Genomic DNA, 17,810 nt, shown 5'->3' on the forward strand with positions numbered 1-17,810 from the left:
ACCCTTGATGTCACTGGCACTCCGCCTTCGCGAGCAAGCCCTCTCCCACAGGGCACAGTGGTGTCTTTCGGATCGAGGCGTGGCGCTATCGGAGACTTTTTCTGGTGAGATTGGACAGTGCCAGCGCCGGGGGTGGTTGTTAGGCTCAACCCCCACAGCACATCCAATAAGAATTAAAAGCAATGAAGCTGACATTTCTCCTGTTGCTGCTTTGTGCAGTGGCCCCGACGGCGTGGGGCTGGTCGAACCACACGGTGGGCAGCTATCTGGCGTTGCAGGCGCTGCCGGCCCTGCGCGATGCGCCGCCGGTTGAAGTTGAACCACTGGAGCGCTTTCTCACCGAGCAGTATCCAGCCGTGGTGGCACTACTGGAGCAACAGGAAAGCTTCGCCCGCGAGCACTTCGCCCAGTACCCGCCGCGCCCCGACAATCTGCAGCTGCCCGCCGTGCCGGGTGACAATCTGCGCCACGCCTTTCTCACCGCGTTGCGCCTCAATCCGCACATTCATCTGGCGATGGTCATTCAGCCGCTGCCGGGTCAGGATCTGCCCGAGCGTGAACATCTGGCGGCCGATCAGGTGATGGTCGAGCAGACGTTATCGCCGTGGAATCGCCAGCGTTTCATACGCGTGGTGGACGGCGAAAAAGTCGCGGCGCTGGCGGTATTGGCGAGTGCCGCCGACGAGCCGGACTACGGCCACGACATCAACCTGTTCAGTGACAACCCCGGCGAGGTCGGCGCGCTGTACGGCTTCGGCCCACAGCCGTTTGGCGATGCGCGTTTTCAGTACAGCTCGCAGGCGCCGTTCCACATGGGCTTTTTCCATGAGAGCCCGGTGGTGTATGCAGCCGCCGGATTTCTTCAGCGCAGTTGGCCCGACTGGCGTGCCTATCAGTACATGGGCTTGGCGCGACTGGCCTTTGCCACGGGTCATCCCTACTGGGGCTACCGCTTTCTTGGTTGGGGCGTGCACCACGTGCAGGACCTCACTCAGCCCTATCACGCCAAGCCATTGCCCGGGGTCGAGCTGCCCAGCCTGTTGTTGCTGGAAGGCAAGGCGCTGGCCGGTTTTGCGGATGACAAACAAGCCTCCATCGAACGCGTCGCCACCCGCCACATGGAAATCGAGAAGTACCAGGCGACCTGGCTGCGGCGCCTGCTACGAGCCGGTCAGCCGCATCCGATGCTCGCTGCTTACGCCGACGTGGCGCAAGACAAAAGGTATCCGCCGTACTCGGTGGACTACTTGCGCGACGTGGTCAGCGCCGAGTCGGTCGACGACGCCGCCGCGTTTGATGCAGCCATCGGTCAATGGCTGGAGACGGCGCCGGTGACCAGCGATTTCAGCAGCGGCAATCAGTTGCAGCGCGAGACGTTCGAGCATCCGGCGCTCAATCAGCAGTTGTTCAGATTGCTCGGGCATTTCGGCGCGCACAGCCGGATGTATGTGAGCGCCGGACTGGCGCCCCGGCCATAGCGGTATTGCACCCCACAACAATAAAACCAGGGAAAGAGGAACTGATCATGAAAGCTCGATTTCGCCTGTCTGGCGTAGCGCTCCCCGGCGTCGGTCTGGCAGGGCTGCTGCAACTGTGCGCAGTCGATGGCGTGCAGGCCAAAGAGTTCAGCGTGCTGGACAATCAGGTCACCGGCTCGATCGACACGACCCTGTCCTATGGCCGTTTGTGGCGGGTGCAGGGCCGCGACAAGAACAACGATGACGTCAACACCAACGACGGCAATCGCAACTTCGACACCGGGCTGGTTTCCGAGGTGTACAAGATCACCTCGGAGCTGGAAGCCAACTATCAGAACTATGGGATGTTCCTGCGCGGCACTGCGTTCTACGACACGCAGTTGATGGATAAGCGCAACGATTACTACCGCAACAACAACCCGTCGCAACCGAGCCAGAGCTACCCGCAGGACGACCGTTTCACCAGCCAGACCCGCGACATCGCCGGCAGCCGGATCGAGATGCTCGACGCTTATGTCTACGGCAACTGGGACGTCGCGCAGATGCCGGTCACCGCACGGGTCGGGCGCCAGGTGTTCAACTGGGGCGAGGGGATTTTCTATCGCGGCGGGATCAACACCACCAACCCGGTGGACGCCGCCAAGTACCGTTTGCCGGGCGCCGAGGTCAAGGAAGTGCTGATGCCGGTGGAAGCGCTCAGCTTCAACATCGGCCTCACCGATTCGCTGACCATGGAAAGTTTCTACCAGACCAACTGGAAGGAAACCCGCATCGATCCGGTCGGCACCTTCTACTCGCAGAGCGACCTGTTCGCCGATGGCGGCAATACCGCTTACAACAACTTCAGCGGCACGGCGCTCGATACTCCGGTGCCGGGTTTTGGCAACGTCATCGGCCTGTACAGCGCACTGGGCAACAACCCGTTGCTCGGTCCGGCGCTGAAAAGCACCGGCCTCTACGCCAATGGCGTGACCCCGGCCTATGGCAACACGCTCAAGGTGGCGTCGATCGGCAAGGACTACAACGCGCGCAACGATGGCCAGTTCGGCTTTGCCTTTCGCTACATCGCCGAGCAACTCAACAGCACCGAGTTCGGCCTGTACATGGTCAACTACCATGCCAAGGAACCGACCATCGCCGCTGACCTCGGTGGCTACAAGGGTATCGACATGAATGCCCTGACCAACATGCTGTCCAGCGTTGCCGGCAGTCAGGCCGGGGCACTGGCCAACGGTCTCGCCACCGCCGACGTCATGGGCAACATCCAGGCGCATCGGCGTTATGCCGAAGACATCCGCATGTACGGCTTCAGCTTCAACACCACCCTGGGCCAGGCCTCGGTGTTCGGCGAAATTGCCTATCGACCGAACCTGCCGATCGGCATTGCCGCGACCAACGATCTGATCGGCGACCTGGCCAACGGCGCGGCTACAGCGGTGACCGGCAAGGCAGTCAATGTCGGTGGGCAGATGGTCACCCTCGACAGCGAGATCAACAACGCCGAACGCGTCGAAGCATTCAACACCTCGCTGGGCAGCATCTACAACTTCGGCCCGACGCTGTCGTTCGACTCGATGTTCGGCATCTTCGAACTGGCCTCCGAACACCTGCGCGGCAGCAGCCTGCAATACACCGCCTATGACGGCAGCACGCGTTACTACGCGGGCACCGGCAACACCTCATATGTCTCTGGCGGTGATCGTGACGATCAGGTCAACCGCAACTCCTACAGCTACACGGTGATGTTCAACGGCACCTGGAACGACGTGTATGCCGGGGTCAACGTCTCGCCCTATGTCGTCTACAAGGACGACTTCAAGGGCAACAGCTATCAGGCCGGCAACACCATCGAAGGGCGCAAGGCCTACACCCTGGGGGTCAAGGCCAACTACCAGAACAAGCTCGAGGCCGAGGTGCAATACACCAACTTCTGGGGCGGCGGGCAGAACAACGGCATTCGTGACCGCGACAACGTCGGGTTCAACCTCAAGTATTTCTTGTGAGTTCTACACGAGATTTCAGCAACACCTCATCCCCCCTGTGGGAGCGAGCCTGCTCGCGAAGAGGCAGGCACATTCAACATTGATGTCGACTGATACACCGCTTTCGCGAGCAGGCTCGCTCCCACAGGTTTTTGTACTTTGGAGAAGATCATGTTTCACACTTCAAGCATGACCCGGATTTCGCTGGCGCTTGTTCTGGGCCTGACCGCCGGCAGCGCCCTCGCCGCGATCACCCCGCAACAAGCCGAACAACTGAAAACCACCCTCACGCCGATGGGCGCCGAGCGTGCGGGCAACGCCGCCGGCACCATTCCGGCCTGGACCGGTGGCATCACTCAGGCGCCGGCCGGCTACAAACCGGGTCAGCACCACCCGGACCCGTACGCCGCGGACAAGCCGCTGTTTGTCATCACCAAGGCCAATCTGGATCAGTACAAAGCCCATCTCAGTCCCGGGCAGATCGCGCTGTTCAACAGCTACCCCGACACGTTCCAGATGCCGGTCTATCCGTCGCGTCGTTCGGGTTCGGCGCCGCAGTGGCTGTACGACAACACCCTCAAGAACGCGACCTCGGCCAAGCTGCTGGAGGGCGGCAGCGGGTTCGCCGATGCCTACGGCGGCGTGCCGTTCCCGGTGCCCAAGGACGGCGTCGAAGTGCTGTGGAACCACATCACCCGTTATCGCGGCATCTACGTGGTACGCCGCGCGTCCGAAGCCCCGGTGCAGCGCAACGGCAGCTTTGCGCTGGTCACCTCGCAGCAGGAAGCGCTGTTCAACTTCTACCGTCCTGGCGGCCAGTACGCCGACCTGAAAAATATCCTGTTCTATTACCTCGCCTTCGTGAAAAGCCCGGCGCGACTGGCCGGCGGTGCGGCGCTGGTGCACGAGATGCTCGATCAGCTCAAGGACCCGCGTCAGGCCTGGGTCTATGACGCCGGCCAACGCCGGGTGCGCCGTGCGCCGAACCTTGCGTATGACACGCCGATTGCCTCGTCCGATGGCCTGCGCACCGCCGATGACACCGACCTGTTCAACGGCTCGCCGGACCGCTACGACTGGAAGCTCAAGGGCAAGCAGGAAATCTATATCCCCTACAACAACTACAAAGTCGGCAGCCCCGACGTGAAGTACGCGCAATTGCTCACCCCAGGCCACCTCAACCCGCAATTCACTCGTTATGAGCTACACCGCGTGTGGGTGGTCGAAGGCAACCTCAAGCCGGGTGCGCGGCATATCTATTCCAGGCGCGTGCTGTTTCTCGACGAGGACAGCTGGGGCGCGGCGCTGGTCGATCAATACGACGGGCGTGGGGAGTTGTGGCGGGTGTCGATGGCCTACCTGAAAAACTTCTACGACCTGCCGACCACCTGGAGCGCGCTGGACGTGTTCCACGACCTGCAGGCGCGACGTTACTACGTGCAGAACCTCGACAACGAAGAAGCCTCCACCGTGGACTTCTCGCAACCAGTGCCGGAAGACGCGTACTTCATGCCGTCGGCGTTGCGCCAGCGCGGCACGCGGTAATCCAGAATGAGCCTATTACGGGCGCTTTAATTACTATCGAGTCTGAAGACCTGTCATTTATGACAGGTCTTTTATGAAGGGGCCTGCTGCATGCTTAGCCGATTCCAACCATTCGGTTGAGAGTCAACGGGAGGTACGCATCATGGCCGTCAATGGCACCATGAAGGGCCGGATCGAAGAATATCGACTTACTGATAATGAGCTGATTGCCACATTGGATTTTGTGTCGAGTCGAGTGGGGCGACTCGATTACGAAGACATGCAAGTCTATGGTGATATGACCTCGCCCAGGCAGATAGGCATGGGCTTCAACCTGGTTGATAAAGACCAGCCAAGTGGCACCTTTGAATTCCCGAAGGATGGAGGAAAAGTCAAAAGAATCTGGTATTCCAATACTTTGGGTGGCCATGTTTATCATGCTCGCCAAGGTATCGTGGTGCTGCAGAACCATGCGCCGGCTGAAGTCAGGATCAACGGTAAACTGACGTTCACCACAGATCAGTTTGACGGCAGGTACTTCAAGGTCGATGTCACTTATGCAATCGATGGCATGGGTGAAATGACCTGAAGTTACTGATGCTATTGCTGCCACTCGACACGTGAAGGACTTTCAGCTTTCAGGGGTGGAGGTGATTAAGCCGTGGGAGGCGTGAGCGTCGGGGCAGTGAGTCTGGGGGGGATTGGACTGACGCCATCGCGAGCCGGCGAAGGCCTGCAGGGGATTGGCGTTGTTCACATAATCTGTGATCAACGCCGTACCTGTGGGAGCGAGCCTGCTCGCGAATCGATCTTTCATTCACCGCAAAGCGAAGGTCAGACGCGGAAGTGGCTGACCATCTGCTGCAACTGACCGCCCAGGCGCGCCAGTTCAACGCTGGAGGCTGCGGTCTCGTCGCTGGCAGCGGCGGTCTGTTCCGACACGTCGCGCACGTTGATGATGCTGCGGCTGATCTCTTCGGCCACGGCGCTTTGCTGTTCGGCAGCGGCGGCGATCTGCTGGTTCATCGACTGGATGTTCGACACCGTGCGGGTGATGCTTTCCAGTGACAAGCCAGCCTTGCGGGTCAGGGCCACGCTGCTGTCGGTCAAGGCGCGACTGTTGTTCATCACGGCCGAAACCTGCTGAGTACCGTTCTGCAGACCGGCGACCAGGCCTTCGATTTCCTCGGTGGACTTCTGTGTGCGCTGGGCCAGGCCACGGACCTCGTCGGCGACCACGGCAAAACCACGACCGGCTTCACCGGCGCGTGCTGCTTCAATCGCCGCGTTGAGCGCCAGCAGGTTGGTCTGTTCGGCCACGGCCTTGATCACGTCCATGACGCTGCCGATCTTGTCGCTTTCCTGTTGCAGCACGCTCATGGCTTCGGTGGAACGCACCACTTCGCTGGCCAGGCGCTCGATCTGCGCGATGGCTTCATTCACCACCTTGTCGCCTTCACGGGCTTCGCCATCTGCGGCGGCAGCGGCTTGCGAGGCTTCTTCGGCGTTGCGCGCGACTTCCTGCACGGTGGCAGTCATCTCGTGCATGGCGGTCGCCACCTGATCGGTCTCGACCTTCTGGCTGTTCACGCCGGCGCTGGTCTGCTCGGTCACGGCGGAGAGTTCTTCGGCGGCGCTGGCGATCTGGGTGACGCCGTCGCGGATGCCGCTGATCAGATCGCGCAGGGTCACGCCCATGCGTGCGATGCCTTGTTGCAGCACACCAAGTTCGTCGCGGCGGGTGACGGTGACGTTCTGGGTCAGATCGCCGCTGGCAATGCGCTCGACCACGGCCAGGGTTTCTTGCAACGGACGGGTGATCTGACGGGTGATGATCACGGCGGCAATCACACCGACCAGCAGCGCCAGCAGGGTGCTGATCAACTGGAAAGTACGGGCCTGTGCGCTTTCGATGTCGCGACGGTCGAGCTGGATCTGGTACAGCTGCTCGCTGGTGGTGACGATCGCGGCGCCCTGATCGGTCATCTCTTTACGCGCCTGCACGGCTTCGCTGTTGGCGTTCTTGTACGCCTGCAACGCGCTGCGGTAGTTGCTCAGGGCGGTTTCCAGCTGACGCAGGGCGTCCTGTTGAGTCGCGGCGAAATGCACGTTCAGTTGCTTGAGGCTGGCAATCGCCACGTCCAGTTGGCCGACGGCTTTCTGCTCGGTTTCGGCGTTGGTGGTGGCGGTGTAGCCGCGCACTTCATAGCGCGCCAGGATGAACGCTTCCTTGGCTTCGGTGATGGCCTGGAACTGTTCGAAACGCTGTTCGCTCATGTCCATCTGTCGGACGCGGTTGCTGATCGACTCGATCAGGTTGTAAGCGGTCTCGGCATTGGTGCTCATGACGTCGCGCGCACTGTTGCCGGTGCGGTAGGCGTTGCGCATCTTGTTCAGCGACGTCTGGTATTCGGCGATGGTCGCCGCCTGCTCTTTCAGCAGTTTGACGTTTTCCGGGCTCTTGAACTTGTTGATCAGCGCTTGCTGTTGCGCGGCAAAGCTTTCGAGGGTGGTTTGTACATTCTGCGCGGCGGTTTCGTCGCCGTTGGTCAGCATGTATTGCAGGCGGACTACGCGCAGCTTGGTCAGGCCGGCGTTGAGCTGGGTGATGTCGCTCATCCAGTTGCTGCGGTCGATCAGACCGCCGAGACTGGTCCAGCCGGTCAGGGCGAGGACGCAGGTCAGGGCCAGTACCAGGCCGAAGCCCAGACCCAATTTCATGTTCACGCTGATGTTGCCGAACCAGCTATTCATCACAATTCCTCCAGGAACGTAGAGCTTCTTGATCGTCTGTCAGGCTGGAAGATTGTTGTTTTTTTGAGCCAGCAAGGGTGTTAGCAGGACTGTATCGGCCGCAAACACGAGAGCTGAAAGGATTTTGTCCGACGGAATTTGTAACAAGGCTCCTCAAGACTTTTTTCACAATCGTTTCACCGACCACTTACGTGCGCTTCTCTACCCTCGCCGCATCGTATTGACTGTGATGCATGCCGGCGAGGCGGCCCGATGTGGAATTGAGACTGAGTCTGTTCGGCGTCAAACGCTCGATCTCCCTGAGCGGATTGACCCGATATCGCAATACCTGGGTCGTGCTCGGCGCCTTGCTGCTGGTGATTCCGCTGACCCTGTGGCTGCTCGCCCCGGCAGCGGTGCCGGACCTGGCCCATGGCAACGTCTCCGGTGCCAAGGCGCTGGCGGCCGGGTGGGCCAAGGGCGACATGATTGTGCTGGTGCGTCATGTCGAGCGCTGCGACCACTCCCCGGCGCCGTGCCTGAGCGGCGATGACGGCATCACCGACCGCTCGCGCAGCGTTGCGGTCAGTGTCGGCGCGCAGTTCGAGCATCTGGGCCTGGACCACGCCGATATCTATAACAGCCCGATGTTGCGCACCGTGCAGACCGCCGGTTACATGTTCAACCGTGCGGCCACCGGCGAAGACTGGCTGATCAGCTGCAAGGGCCGCATCTTGCAGGAAGCGCTGGCGCACAAGCTCCCGGGCCGCAATCTGATCCTGGTGACCCACAGCGAATGCATGGCGGAGCTGGAAAAGGACCTGGACGTACCGGTTTCCGACCCTGGCTATGGTTCTTCGCTGTTCATTTCCGCCGCGAATAAAGCGGCCCCGCGCATGCTGGGTTTCATCGAAGCCTCTGACTGGCACTCAGTCACCACCCGATGAACTGACGTTTCCATCCCGTCAGCACAAACAAAACCCGCCAGTGACGGCGGGTTTTTTATTGTCTGGCGTTTAGGGTTTCAGTAGCCGACGAAGTAGTACGCCTGCCGTCCGACCATCATGGTCTTGAGCACTTTGAGTGGCGCGGCGGGTTCGCTGTCTGCCGAGATCACCGCGACGTTCGACGGTGAGGCGCTGAGGAATTCGTGCAGTTGCGCGTCGGTATCCAGCCCTTTGAGCACGCGCTGTGTGTAGAACACGCTGGCGCCGCCGACCCGCTCATTGGCCTGGAACAGCGCCACCTGCTGGCCGTTGGCTTGCAGGGTTTGAATGTGTTCGGTCAGCGGCAGGAACGACAGTTCCTTATCGGCGTTGGGCAAGGCCCACTGTGCGGCGCCCAGGTAGCTGGCGATCACCACGGTGAGCAAGCCAGCAGCAATCGCCTGACGATGGCGGGCGACTTTTCCGATAAACCGGTTGGCCGTTTCATGCGCCTGCAAGCGATCGAACAGCACCCGCGCGTACTCGGCGGCAATCACCGCAGCGGCCGGGGTCATCGACATCAGGTACACCGTGCGCTTGCTGGAGGCCAGCGTCAGCATGATGAACTGCGCCACGATCCACAGGCTGAAAAACAGCAGGTAACGGTTGGCTTTCAGTTCCTTGCGAAAATGCCACAGGCCCAGGTACACCAGAATGTTCCACGGCAGGAACGCTTCCGGCAGTTTGGCCAGGTAGTAGTAGAACGGCTCGTAGTGGCCGGCTTCGACGAACGAGCCGCTGAAGCGACCGACACTGTTGGTCAGCAGCACTTCAGCGACGGCGTGCGAGCCTCCGCGCTGATAGAGCACGGCGAGCCAGATCAGCAACGGAATCAGGCCCACGGCCGTGAGCAGGCCGGGACGCAGCCAGGCGCCGATCTTCAGGCGTTTGTCGATCAGGTTGTCGGCCAGCAGATAGGCGAAAATCACCACCCCCGGCATTGCCAGTCCGAGCACGCCTTTGCTCAAGGTGGCGATGGCAATCCCGACGATAAACAGCAGCGAGTTGCCCGCGTTCGGTGCGCGTTGCGCCTGAAAGAACGCCAGCAGCGCCGTGGTCACGCCGAGCGCCAGCAGCGCATCCTCGCCGACCCCGCGCACGTTGCTCCAGTAGCTGGCCATGGTCGCCAGCAGAATCCCCGCCGTCCACGCGACCGCTTTCGGCCGTCCGAAGCGGCGCAGCATGCCGTACAGCAGCATCACGCTGAGCAGCCCGGCCACCGCCGACGCCAGCCGCACCGCCCACGGCGAAACACCGAACACGCGCATGGCGCCGGCGTCCAGCCACAGGCTCAGGGGTGGTTTTTCCAGAAAGGGCTCGCCGAACAGGCGCGGCGTCACCCAGTCATCGTCCAGGTGCATCTCCATGGCGATCCCGGCCACGCGGGCCTCGGTGGAGCCTTGCAACTGGTGGTTGCCCAGGGCGAAAAAGAACAGCAGGGCGGCAAGTAGAAACAGCGAAGTGGCGGCACGCGGCATGGGTTTCAGGCAACCGGAAAGGGCAGGAACCCTGAGCATACTTCGCCAATGCTTAACAAATTGTGAAACTCACGCTAATCGGCGCGACCAGCGCTGGTCCGGCGTCTCGAACAACGAATTGACCAGCGCCGTCAGCACATGGTCCTGCCAGCGGCCGGCGATGTTCAGGTAGGCCTTGGCGTAGCCTTCGCGCTCGAAACCCAGGCGCTCCAGCAGGCGTGCACTGCGCTCGTTGCCGGGCATGTAGTTGGCCATGATCCGGTGCAGGTTCTGGGTGTCGAACATGTAGCCGATGCCAGCTTCCAGGCCTTCCTGCATCAGGCCCTGGCCCTGATGTGCGTGGTCGATGTGATAACCCAGATAACAGGCCTGAAACGCACCGCGAATGATCCCGCTGAAGTTGCACGCGCCGATCATCTGTTGGCCGTCCGGCGTCAGCAGGGCGAAATGCATCGCCAGCCCGGCCTCGTAGGCACTGGCCTGAACCTCGAGGCGTCGGCGAATCTGTTCGGTGGAAAAGTATTCGGTGGTGCGAATCGGCGACCAAGGCGCGAGGTGGCGCTGGTTGCGTGCATAGAAGTCACTTTCCAGTTCGGCCTGGCCGGGGGCCAGGATGGCGAGCGTCAGACGTTGGCAGGGCAGGCTCAGCAGTGACATCGGGCGCTCCGGTTGGCAAGGTCAGGGACAGGATTGCCCACAGGGTGGAAAAAAACAAACCGCACTGGCTAATGCCGATCAGTTAAGCGCAGATCCCCTGTGGGAGCGGGCTTGCTCGCGAAAGCGGTGGGGCAGTCAATATCAATGTTTGCTGGGCCGACGTCTTCGCGAGCAAGCCCGCTCCCACAATTGATCTTCGTGGCTTTGAGCATTGAGTTCGTTTAACTGATCGGCATTAACCGCGCTGGCGCCCTGTAAATTTCTCTGGTTGAGTGCACAGGGTGGTATCGAGTGCGGCATTTCTGCAATTGGAGGAACAAGCAATGGAATTTGCATTGACGGTGCACGGGCTGGCGCTGCGTGTTCGCTCGCCGGACCCCGCGCTGGTCACCCCGGTGCGCGAGGCGTTGAACGCCAGTTACCGCGAGCATGCGCCCTTTCTGGAGTGGGCGGTCGAACATACCAGTGAAGAGCGGGCACTGTCGTCGATGTTGCAAGCACGGGAAGATTTCGCCAGCGAGTCCGGTGAGCGGCGGCTGTTCATCGTGACCGAAGACGGTCGAGCCGTCGTTGGCTGCATCGGTCTGATACCGCGTCGGCGCCAGCGCTACGTCGTCGGCTATTGGGCCAACAGCGCGTTTGCCGGCAAGGGCTACATGCGCGAAGTGCTGACGCAATTGGTCAGGCGCTGGCCTGATTTCACCTTTTACCTGACCACCTCATCGGCCAACACCCGCAGTCAGCGTCTGGCTGAAGCGGCGGGGTTTGCGCTGATCAGGGTTCACCGGCGGGCGCGGCAGTCGCCACAGCATGGCGTGCAGGACACTTGGGTGTATCGCTTCGGCGCCGAACGACGGGCAAAAAAAAGCCCGCGGGAGAGCGCGGGCGAACCGTAGTTTCTTGAATGAGCGAGCGGACTGTACCGTGTTGATCGAACCGGAGCAGTGAAGAAAAATTCATCTCGGCGGCGACGGCGCTGGAACCCTTCAAGGCAAGTGATCCGCGGCAAAATCGGCTTCCGAACGTGCCCGCAGGCGGCCCTTGCGACAGGCCTCCTGAAAGCGTTCGAAGTCGCGTTCGTTCTGCGCGGTATAACTGCGCGCATATTTGAACAGCGCGTCGGCCAAGGCATTACCTTTGCCGATGTAGCCGCTGATCAGCGCCGCATTGCCCGAGGCCTTGGCGTGAGCGCGGGCCAGGGCGCGACCGCAGACCCGGGCATAAGCGGCGAACGTTTCGGCGTCGAAGTTTTCCAGCTCGGCGGAAGTCTTCATGTCGCGCAATTGCCGCACATAGAAATGCCGACCGTTGGGGCCGGTGGTCCACCCGAGAAACAGATCACTGGCCGACTGCATCAGGCGTTGTCCTTCGACCACACGCTGACCTTCATGGCGGGTTCGGGATTTGGCTTTCACATAATCCGCGAGCACCGAGCGCCGCGCTTCCTTGAACTGTAGAAACAACGGAAACTCCTGATCGTCGGTCAGCAACGCCACCAGACACCGCGTGCCGACGCTGCCGACACCCACCACCTTGAACGCCAGGTCCTGCACGTGAAACCGTGACAGCAATTCCCGCCGGTCAGCCTGCAGCGTGGTTCGGTAATCCCGCATGAACGTGTCGAACAACGGCCGCCAGTCCGCCAGCCGCAACCAGTCATCATCGGCGTCGAGCAGCGTGGTGTTCTTGTGCAGGTGGAAAATTTCCGGCAGGTCGTCGCGAATGATCAGCCGCCCGTTGGCGTCGCGCTCACTGATTTTCGGCAGCAACTCGGCATGGGTCCGCCGCTCGGCTTTTTCGACGGCACGCTGCACATGTTCCAGCGCGCTTTTGCGCGCCTGATCGAGCAAGTCTTCGTACTTGATCGATTCGTACCAGGTTTCCAGCGCACTCTGTTCGGCGCACTCCAACACCGTTGCCTGATAGGCGCCGACCATCTGCCGACAGACGTCCTCTTCAACCGACTCACCATGGCGCAGATCCCGCGCCGCCACCACAAAACTTGCTGCCAGGCGCTTCACATCCCATTCCCAGGGGCCGGGATGCGCCTCGTCGAAATCATTGACGCTGAACAACAGATTGCGCTCCGGCGTGGCAAACTCACCGAAATTCATCAAATGCGCATCACCACAGATCGGCCCGACCAGCCCCATGTTCGCCGTGCCCGACAAGTCATGCGCCTGCACCAGCGCATTACCGCGAAAGAAAGTGAAGGGCGACACCAGCATCCGCCCATAACGCAGCTCCACCAACGACGCGACGCGGCCCTGGCTTGAGGCCTTGATCAGCGGAATCGGATCGCGATTCATCTTGCCGGTGGTCGCCTGCGAACCGCGCGAGCATTGCTTGCGCGCGTCCTTGCCTTGCTTCATGCGGTCTTGGAGGGTGGTCATGGGGACTCGTCGTGGCAGTGGGGGCGGTGTGAGTGTAGAAGTGCTTTGGGGGTTTATCCGCAGACGTTGCACGATGTGGGCAACAGCGCAGACATAAAAAAGCCCGGCATTCAGCCGGGCTTCTTGGCGGTATTCGGGTTACGCCTGTTTGGTCTCGGCTTCCTGGATGTCCGATCTTCAGGGAGCTGTTCACACAATTCTCACCTGTGTTGCGCGATGATGACTGCCGGTATTCCATCGCCCCGAGCGAGTGTTCCCATCATGAATATGAGTGTTCTCTACGCTTTGATTGCGGCGGCGCTGTTCGGCGCCAGTACGCCACTCGCCAAATTGTTGGGGCTACAGACTTCGCCGATTCTGCTCGCCGGCTTGCTCTATCTGGGCAGCGGTCTGGGCTTGACCGTCCTGCGTTTTGCCCGCGATCGAGGCTGGCAGCCTTGCGGGCTTCAAAATGGTGAATGGCCGTGGCTGATCGGCGCCATCGGCTTCGGCGGGGTGCTGGCACCGGTGGCGCTGATGTTCGGTTTGACCCGAACGTCCGGCGCCAGCGCGTCACTGATGCTCAATCTGGAATCGGTGCTCACGGCACTGCTGGCGTGGGTGGTGTTCAAGGAGAGCGCCGACCGGCGCATCGTGATCGGCATGCTTGCCATCGTGGCCGGCGGTGTCGTGCTGTCATGGCCGCAGGAGGCGATGTCGGCGCATGACTGGAGCGGGCCGCTGGCTGTCGCCTTCGCCTGCTTTTGCTGGGCCATCGACAACAACCTGACGCGCAAAGTCTCTGCCTCGGATGCACTGTTCATCGCCGGTAGCAAAGGCCTGGTGGCGGGGCTGGTCAACTGCGCCCTGGCCTTGTTCATCGGCACGCAACTGCCCGCCGCCAGCTCGCTGGTGCCGATCATGCTGGTCGGCTTTCTCGGCTACGGCGTCAGCCTGGTTATGTTCGTCCTCGCCCTGCGCGGATTGGGCAGCGCGCGCACCGGCGCGTACTTTTCCACCGCACCATTCCTGGGGGCAGGCATCTCGATTCTGCTGCTCGGCGAGTCGGTATCGCTGATGTTCCTGCTCGCGGCCGCATTAATGGTCTTCGGGGTATCGATTCATCTGATGGAAAACCATGCTCATGAGCATCAGCACGAACCGCTTGAGCATGATCATCGGCATACACACGATGAGCATCACCAGCATACGCATGGGTTTGAGTGGGATGGGGTGGCGCCGCATAGCCATCCGCATGTGCATACGCCGATGCGGCACAGTCATGCACATTTCCCGGATGTGCATCATCGGCATGAGCATTGATCGGGTGTGTCGGGGGATTGGTTTTCGGCGGTAAGCGCTGGAGTGGGACGGTCAGATGCGACAAAGCCCGCACTAGGCGGGCTTTGTCGTTGAGAGTTGGTGGGCCGGGGTAAGTTGAATCTGTTAGGTAGCATATTGATTTATATGAATAATTTTTTGTTTTGTTTTTGCCGGGAATACCAATTGGAATACCATGCGAAATCGCACGCCACTTGCCCACCCCGTTTGAATTCGATCTGACTACCGATTGGAACGGAGTTGACCAGCTCGCTTCGTAATCATAATTGGTAAATAACTGACCACAGCGGCGAGCCATCCCGTCTACGAAACAAGGGACGATTCAATCAGGCCTATGCGCCTCCTTCGTTGAATCGAATCACCAGAAGGCGGAGTCTACGGTTGTTGGGCGTCCATCCTCTGAAGCCATATCCTACATTTCGGTTTCTAGGTGCTTTTGACGTTGCCTCTCGTCCGTTGCACCGACGCACATACGTCGCTCCAGCACATGTGAGCTTACTCAGCTTGCTCGCGCTAACGCTTGGCGGATACATTCGCGTGTAGGCATCTGGGAATGGCGTGACCGTGACGGCAGGCTCACTCCAGGCAGGGCATCTCAGAATTAGCGCCGGGGAAATGAGCAACGTTTCATTCAGGCATCAGCTCTGATCTGCTGTGAGGCAAGCGAGCTCTACCGGCTCTGCGCCAGGGTTCAACGATGTTCAACTTTCATAATTACCAAGCCAGCTAGGACGCATCGTGACTACCGTATACACCAAGATTCTTTCAAATACTCGATTCCGAACCTCCGAAGTTTCCGATCGTCATATTTTATTGGAGGCTGAAAGCGACAGGGGACGGCTTTTGTTCTGTCCGGCTTTCAGGAGGCTCCAGCAAAAGGCACAAGTCTTTTCGATGGAGTCCAACGCTTCGGTGAGGAGCCGGTTGACGCATTCCTTAGAAGTTGCTCAGGTTGGCCGTTACATTGCTGATCAGATTTCCATACAGCTTATGGAGAAGAAGCTTGCCGAGAAAGAGGAATGTGCTGCTTTGACAACATTCGTCGAGACGGCGTGCTTGATGCATGACATTGGAAATCCTCCATTTGGCCATTTCGGTGAGTTCGCAATTTCTGAGTGGTTCAAGATTAATGGTGTAGATGCGCTGAAATGCGCGTTTGAAGCGTCAGGTGTAGCGGGGGCTGAGACATATAAAAACCAAGCGCTTGCTGATTTTATTGAGTTTGACGGCAATCCCCAAGGGATAAGGATTGTCACTAAGCTCCAGCGGAATAATGATGAGTTTGGTTTGAATCTAACCAAAACCACGTTAGCAGCCTACCTGAAGTATGTGCGTACCAGCGGCATTAAGCCGGAAGAAGTTTACTCTCCGTTTGTTAAAAAGTGTGGTTACTTCTCGACGGAGGTAGACATCGTCGAGAGTGTCTGGCGAGAGTTCGGCTACAATAGCCCGCAGCGGTATCCTCTTGCATATATCATGGAGGCTGCTGATGATATCGCTTACTGTATCAGTGATCTCGAAGACTCGATTGAAAAGGGGTTGTTGAACCAGTCTTCTGCATTGTCTGATATCGACAGCCAATGGCGGAGCGCTGGTTACGATAAATTAGAGTTCTCAAGTATCATCACAGCGGCGCTTACTAACGCCGCCAATGGTGAGAAACCAGATGGGAAGCCATATACGTTCACGGATTTCCGTACAAACCTGAATCGGGCGTTGGTTAATCATGCTGCGGAACAGTACATCATCCATCATGACGAGGTGCTGAGCGGGGCGATGTCCTCGTTAATTTCTGCGGAGTCGGCTTACGGAAAAATTCTCGAGCTTTTGAAAGATTATTGCCGGGACCGGGTATACTGCCACGAGAGCGTCCAGAAGATTGAGCTGGCTGGCTATAAGGCAATATCTGGCTTGCTTGAGCAATTCTCGTGCATCCTTAAAATTGGCGAGGGGCGTTTTGCTCTGGCTTTGGATGGTCAAAAGAAAGATGAGAAAGGTCATAAGATTGTTATCGAATCTAAATTGTTATCACTCTTTCCAAAAAGATATATTCAGGCTTATCGTGATGATCTGGCCAGGCTCTCTAGAGACGAAAGTTTCCATGTAAAAGAATGGGTGCTGAGGGCTCATCTGGTTACTGATTTCATTTCCGGTATGACAGATGACTTCTCGATTGATACCTATCAAACTCTGTCTGGAATAAAATTGTGATATTACGCTCCAAGGATCATCCCTACTGGCATGTGGCGGCGATGGTTGTCTTAAATTCCCAGCCAGTTGAGGCGGTAGAGTTAAGCTTCTATCACTACCTACCTCAATCATTGACCGATACAAGGCATGTGGTGACCGTTGGGGTAGAGAATTTTTTGGACTTGATTTATATGGAGAGATTAATAAAAAGCTGTCCGGCAGGAGCGGAGGTAGCGATTCATTCCAGAGTAAAAATGCTGAATGGCGAAATCAAGCATATTCCAATGATTGATCTGTCAACGGCGGCGGCGGCTCACCTTTCCAAACTCAGGCCGTTCCTCGATGAGGATTTCGAAGGATTTGCATGGTTCAAAAGCGGTCGGTCGTATCATGGTTACGGGGGGAGGTTCATCAACTCCGAGGAGCTCATAGACTTAATGGGACGGCTGCTCTTGGCTAACCAGATTGGAATGCCGCCAACGGTAGATCCGCGATGGGTCGGCCATCGTCTAATCGCCGGATATGCTGCTCTTCGATGGACGAAGAATACCTCCCAATACACGGACATCCCTCGTCGAGTTTTTCCGGTGTAGAAGTAATCCACGCCGCCCGGCTTGCTCCCGGCATCGCTTAAGGCGAGGCGAGCCAGCCGAGGTCACCAATCCAACGGCCTAATTCTTCCCGCTTTCCAATCAAAGTATGGTGGGTGAGCATCTGTAGCGGTCGTCTTGTGGGGGCTCCCCCCCTAGTACTTGGCGTTGGTGGCTGTAAGGGCCAGTTTCAGGCCTGTGCGAGAGTAGCTCGCACTGGTAGACTTCAGCCGATTTTAATCGACTATAAGCGTGTCAGGTTGTTTTATGAGTACCGAGCCTTGGGTCACAGCTGAGCAGGTCTCCCTTCATTTAGGAGTGGCCAAAGACACGGTTTATCGCTGGCGTGAGCGACGGGGCATGCCGGCTCATCGCATTGGCAGACTCTGGAAGTTCCAGCTCTCCGAGGTGGACGAATGGGTGCGGGCTGGTGGGGCGGATGATGCCTCTGACATCGTGGTGCAACACAGCTAGCGCAT

At 59.1% G+C, this 17,810-nt stretch carries 14 protein-coding genes and 1 pseudogene; 10 read left to right on the plus strand and 5 right to left on the minus strand.

The annotated features are described in order from the left end of the window. Nucleotides 1-182: 182 nt before the first annotated feature. The 4 genes from AC0J41_RS01895 to AC0J41_RS01910 all read left to right on the plus strand — a co-directional run bounded on the left by AC0J41_RS01895 (nucleotide 183) and on the right by AC0J41_RS01910 (nucleotide 5,573). A complete protein-coding gene (locus AC0J41_RS01895; RefSeq protein ID WP_473014420.1) occupies nucleotides 183-1,478 on the plus strand; it encodes a phospholipase in 1,296 nt (431 codons plus the stop codon). Nucleotides 1,479-1,525: 47 nt separating this feature from the next. Beyond that, complete coding sequence (locus AC0J41_RS01900; RefSeq protein ID WP_473014421.1) at nucleotides 1,526-3,481, plus strand: DUF1302 domain-containing protein; 1,956 nt, start codon at nucleotides 1,526-1,528, stop codon at nucleotides 3,479-3,481. A 150-nt stretch (nucleotides 3,482-3,631) separates the two neighbouring features. Beyond that, complete coding sequence (locus AC0J41_RS01905; protein ID WP_025110523.1) at nucleotides 3,632-5,005, plus strand: DUF1329 domain-containing protein; 1,374 nt, start codon at nucleotides 3,632-3,634, stop codon at nucleotides 5,003-5,005. A gap of 142 nt (nucleotides 5,006-5,147) precedes the next feature. Then, complete coding sequence (locus AC0J41_RS01910) at nucleotides 5,148-5,573, plus strand: hypothetical protein (RefSeq protein ID WP_473014422.1); 426 nt, start codon at nucleotides 5,148-5,150, stop codon at nucleotides 5,571-5,573. Nucleotides 5,574-5,818: 245 nt separating this feature from the next. Here the strand turns inward: AC0J41_RS01910 and AC0J41_RS01915 are convergent, their stop codons facing one another. After that, nucleotides 5,819-6,682 carry a methyl-accepting chemotaxis protein gene (locus AC0J41_RS01915; RefSeq protein ID WP_371262359.1) on the minus strand — a complete coding sequence of 288 codons (864 nt, stop codon included), beginning with the start codon at nucleotides 6,680-6,682 and terminating at the stop codon, nucleotides 5,819-5,821. Then, a pseudogene (locus AC0J41_RS01920) lies at nucleotides 6,677-7,738 on the minus strand (methyl-accepting chemotaxis protein); the annotation flags it as partial. The pseudogene AC0J41_RS01920 and the gene AC0J41_RS01915, both read right to left, overlap by 6 nt. A 254-nt stretch (nucleotides 7,739-7,992) precedes the next feature. On the opposite strand from AC0J41_RS01920, the gene pmrG reads away from it, so the two are divergent. After that, nucleotides 7,993-8,664: a lipopolysaccharide core heptose(II)-phosphate phosphatase PmrG gene (gene pmrG / locus AC0J41_RS01925; protein WP_473014423.1), complete on the plus strand. Its 672-nt coding sequence runs from the start codon at nucleotides 7,993-7,995 to the stop codon at nucleotides 8,662-8,664. A gap of 77 nt (nucleotides 8,665-8,741) precedes the next feature. On the opposite strand, the gene AC0J41_RS01930 is transcribed toward pmrG, so the two are convergent. Together AC0J41_RS01930 and rimJ are read right to left on the minus strand one after the other, a co-directional pair. Further along, nucleotides 8,742-10,181, minus strand: coding sequence for an ArnT family glycosyltransferase (locus AC0J41_RS01930; protein ID WP_473014424.1), 1,440 nt, complete (start codon nucleotides 10,179-10,181; stop codon nucleotides 8,742-8,744). A gap of 69 nt (nucleotides 10,182-10,250) precedes the next feature. Beyond that, on the minus strand, nucleotides 10,251-10,838 hold the full coding sequence (rimJ, locus tag AC0J41_RS01935) for a ribosomal protein S5-alanine N-acetyltransferase (protein ID WP_473014425.1): 588 nt from the start codon (nucleotides 10,836-10,838) through the stop codon (nucleotides 10,251-10,253). Between the two features lie 323 nt (nucleotides 10,839-11,161). Between rimJ and AC0J41_RS01940 the strand changes: the two genes are divergently transcribed. Beyond that, a complete protein-coding gene (locus AC0J41_RS01940; RefSeq protein WP_025110517.1) occupies nucleotides 11,162-11,734 on the plus strand; it encodes a GNAT family N-acetyltransferase in 573 nt (190 codons plus the stop codon). A gap of 90 nt (nucleotides 11,735-11,824) precedes the next feature. On the opposite strand, the gene AC0J41_RS01945 is transcribed toward AC0J41_RS01940, so the two are convergent. Further along, the gene (locus AC0J41_RS01945; RefSeq protein WP_473014426.1) at nucleotides 11,825-13,231 is read right to left on the minus strand and encodes a DUF2252 domain-containing protein; all 1,407 of its coding nucleotides are present in this window, start codon (nucleotides 13,229-13,231) and stop codon (nucleotides 11,825-11,827) included. Between the two features lie 261 nt (nucleotides 13,232-13,492). On the opposite strand from AC0J41_RS01945, the gene AC0J41_RS01950 reads away from it, so the two are divergent. The 4 genes from AC0J41_RS01950 (at nucleotide 13,493) to AC0J41_RS01965 (ending at nucleotide 17,805) form a co-directional block, all read left to right on the plus strand. Continuing rightward, complete coding sequence (locus AC0J41_RS01950) at nucleotides 13,493-14,533, plus strand: DMT family transporter (protein ID WP_473014427.1); 1,041 nt, start codon at nucleotides 13,493-13,495, stop codon at nucleotides 14,531-14,533. Between the two features lie 756 nt (nucleotides 14,534-15,289). Next, the gene (gene dgt, locus AC0J41_RS01955; RefSeq protein ID WP_473014428.1) at nucleotides 15,290-16,762 is read left to right on the plus strand and encodes a dGTPase; all 1,473 of its coding nucleotides are present in this window, start codon (nucleotides 15,290-15,292) and stop codon (nucleotides 16,760-16,762) included. Beyond that, on the plus strand, nucleotides 16,759-17,334 hold the full coding sequence (locus AC0J41_RS01960; protein ID WP_473014429.1) for a primase 1D-like protein: 576 nt from the start codon (nucleotides 16,759-16,761) through the stop codon (nucleotides 17,332-17,334). Before dgt ends, AC0J41_RS01960 begins: the two co-directional genes overlap by 4 nt. 264 nt (nucleotides 17,335-17,598) lie before the next feature. Next, nucleotides 17,599-17,805: a helix-turn-helix domain-containing protein gene (locus AC0J41_RS01965; RefSeq protein ID WP_473014430.1), complete on the plus strand. Its 207-nt coding sequence runs from the start codon at nucleotides 17,599-17,601 to the stop codon at nucleotides 17,803-17,805. The last annotated feature ends 5 nt before the right edge of the window (nucleotides 17,806-17,810 follow it).

This window comes from Pseudomonas sp. Arb-4-2C, from assembly GCF_055755015.1.

Coding starts and splice junctions, on each gene's coding strand:
- AC0J41_RS01895 (WP_473014420.1), top strand. CDS start 183: ATGAAGCTGACATTTCTCCTGTTGCTGCTTTGTGCAGTGGCCCCGACG.
- AC0J41_RS01900 (WP_473014421.1), top strand. CDS start 1,526: ATGAAAGCTCGATTTCGCCTGTCTGGCGTAGCGCTCCCCGGCGTCGGT.
- AC0J41_RS01905 (WP_025110523.1), top strand. CDS start 3,632: ATGTTTCACACTTCAAGCATGACCCGGATTTCGCTGGCGCTTGTTCTG.
- AC0J41_RS01910 (WP_473014422.1), top strand. CDS start 5,148: ATGGCCGTCAATGGCACCATGAAGGGCCGGATCGAAGAATATCGACTT.
- AC0J41_RS01915 (WP_371262359.1), bottom strand. CDS start 6,682: ATGGGCGTGACCCTGCGCGATCTGATCAGCGGCATCCGCGACGGCGTC.
- AC0J41_RS01930 (WP_473014424.1), bottom strand. CDS start 10,181: ATGCCGCGTGCCGCCACTTCGCTGTTTCTACTTGCCGCCCTGCTGTTC.
- rimJ (WP_473014425.1), bottom strand. CDS start 10,838: ATGTCACTGCTGAGCCTGCCCTGCCAACGTCTGACGCTCGCCATCCTG.
- AC0J41_RS01940 (WP_025110517.1), top strand. CDS start 11,162: ATGGAATTTGCATTGACGGTGCACGGGCTGGCGCTGCGTGTTCGCTCG.
- AC0J41_RS01945 (WP_473014426.1), bottom strand. CDS start 13,231: ATGACCACCCTCCAAGACCGCATGAAGCAAGGCAAGGACGCGCGCAAG.
- AC0J41_RS01950 (WP_473014427.1), top strand. CDS start 13,493: ATGAATATGAGTGTTCTCTACGCTTTGATTGCGGCGGCGCTGTTCGGC.
- AC0J41_RS01965 (WP_473014430.1), top strand. CDS start 17,599: ATGAGTACCGAGCCTTGGGTCACAGCTGAGCAGGTCTCCCTTCATTTA.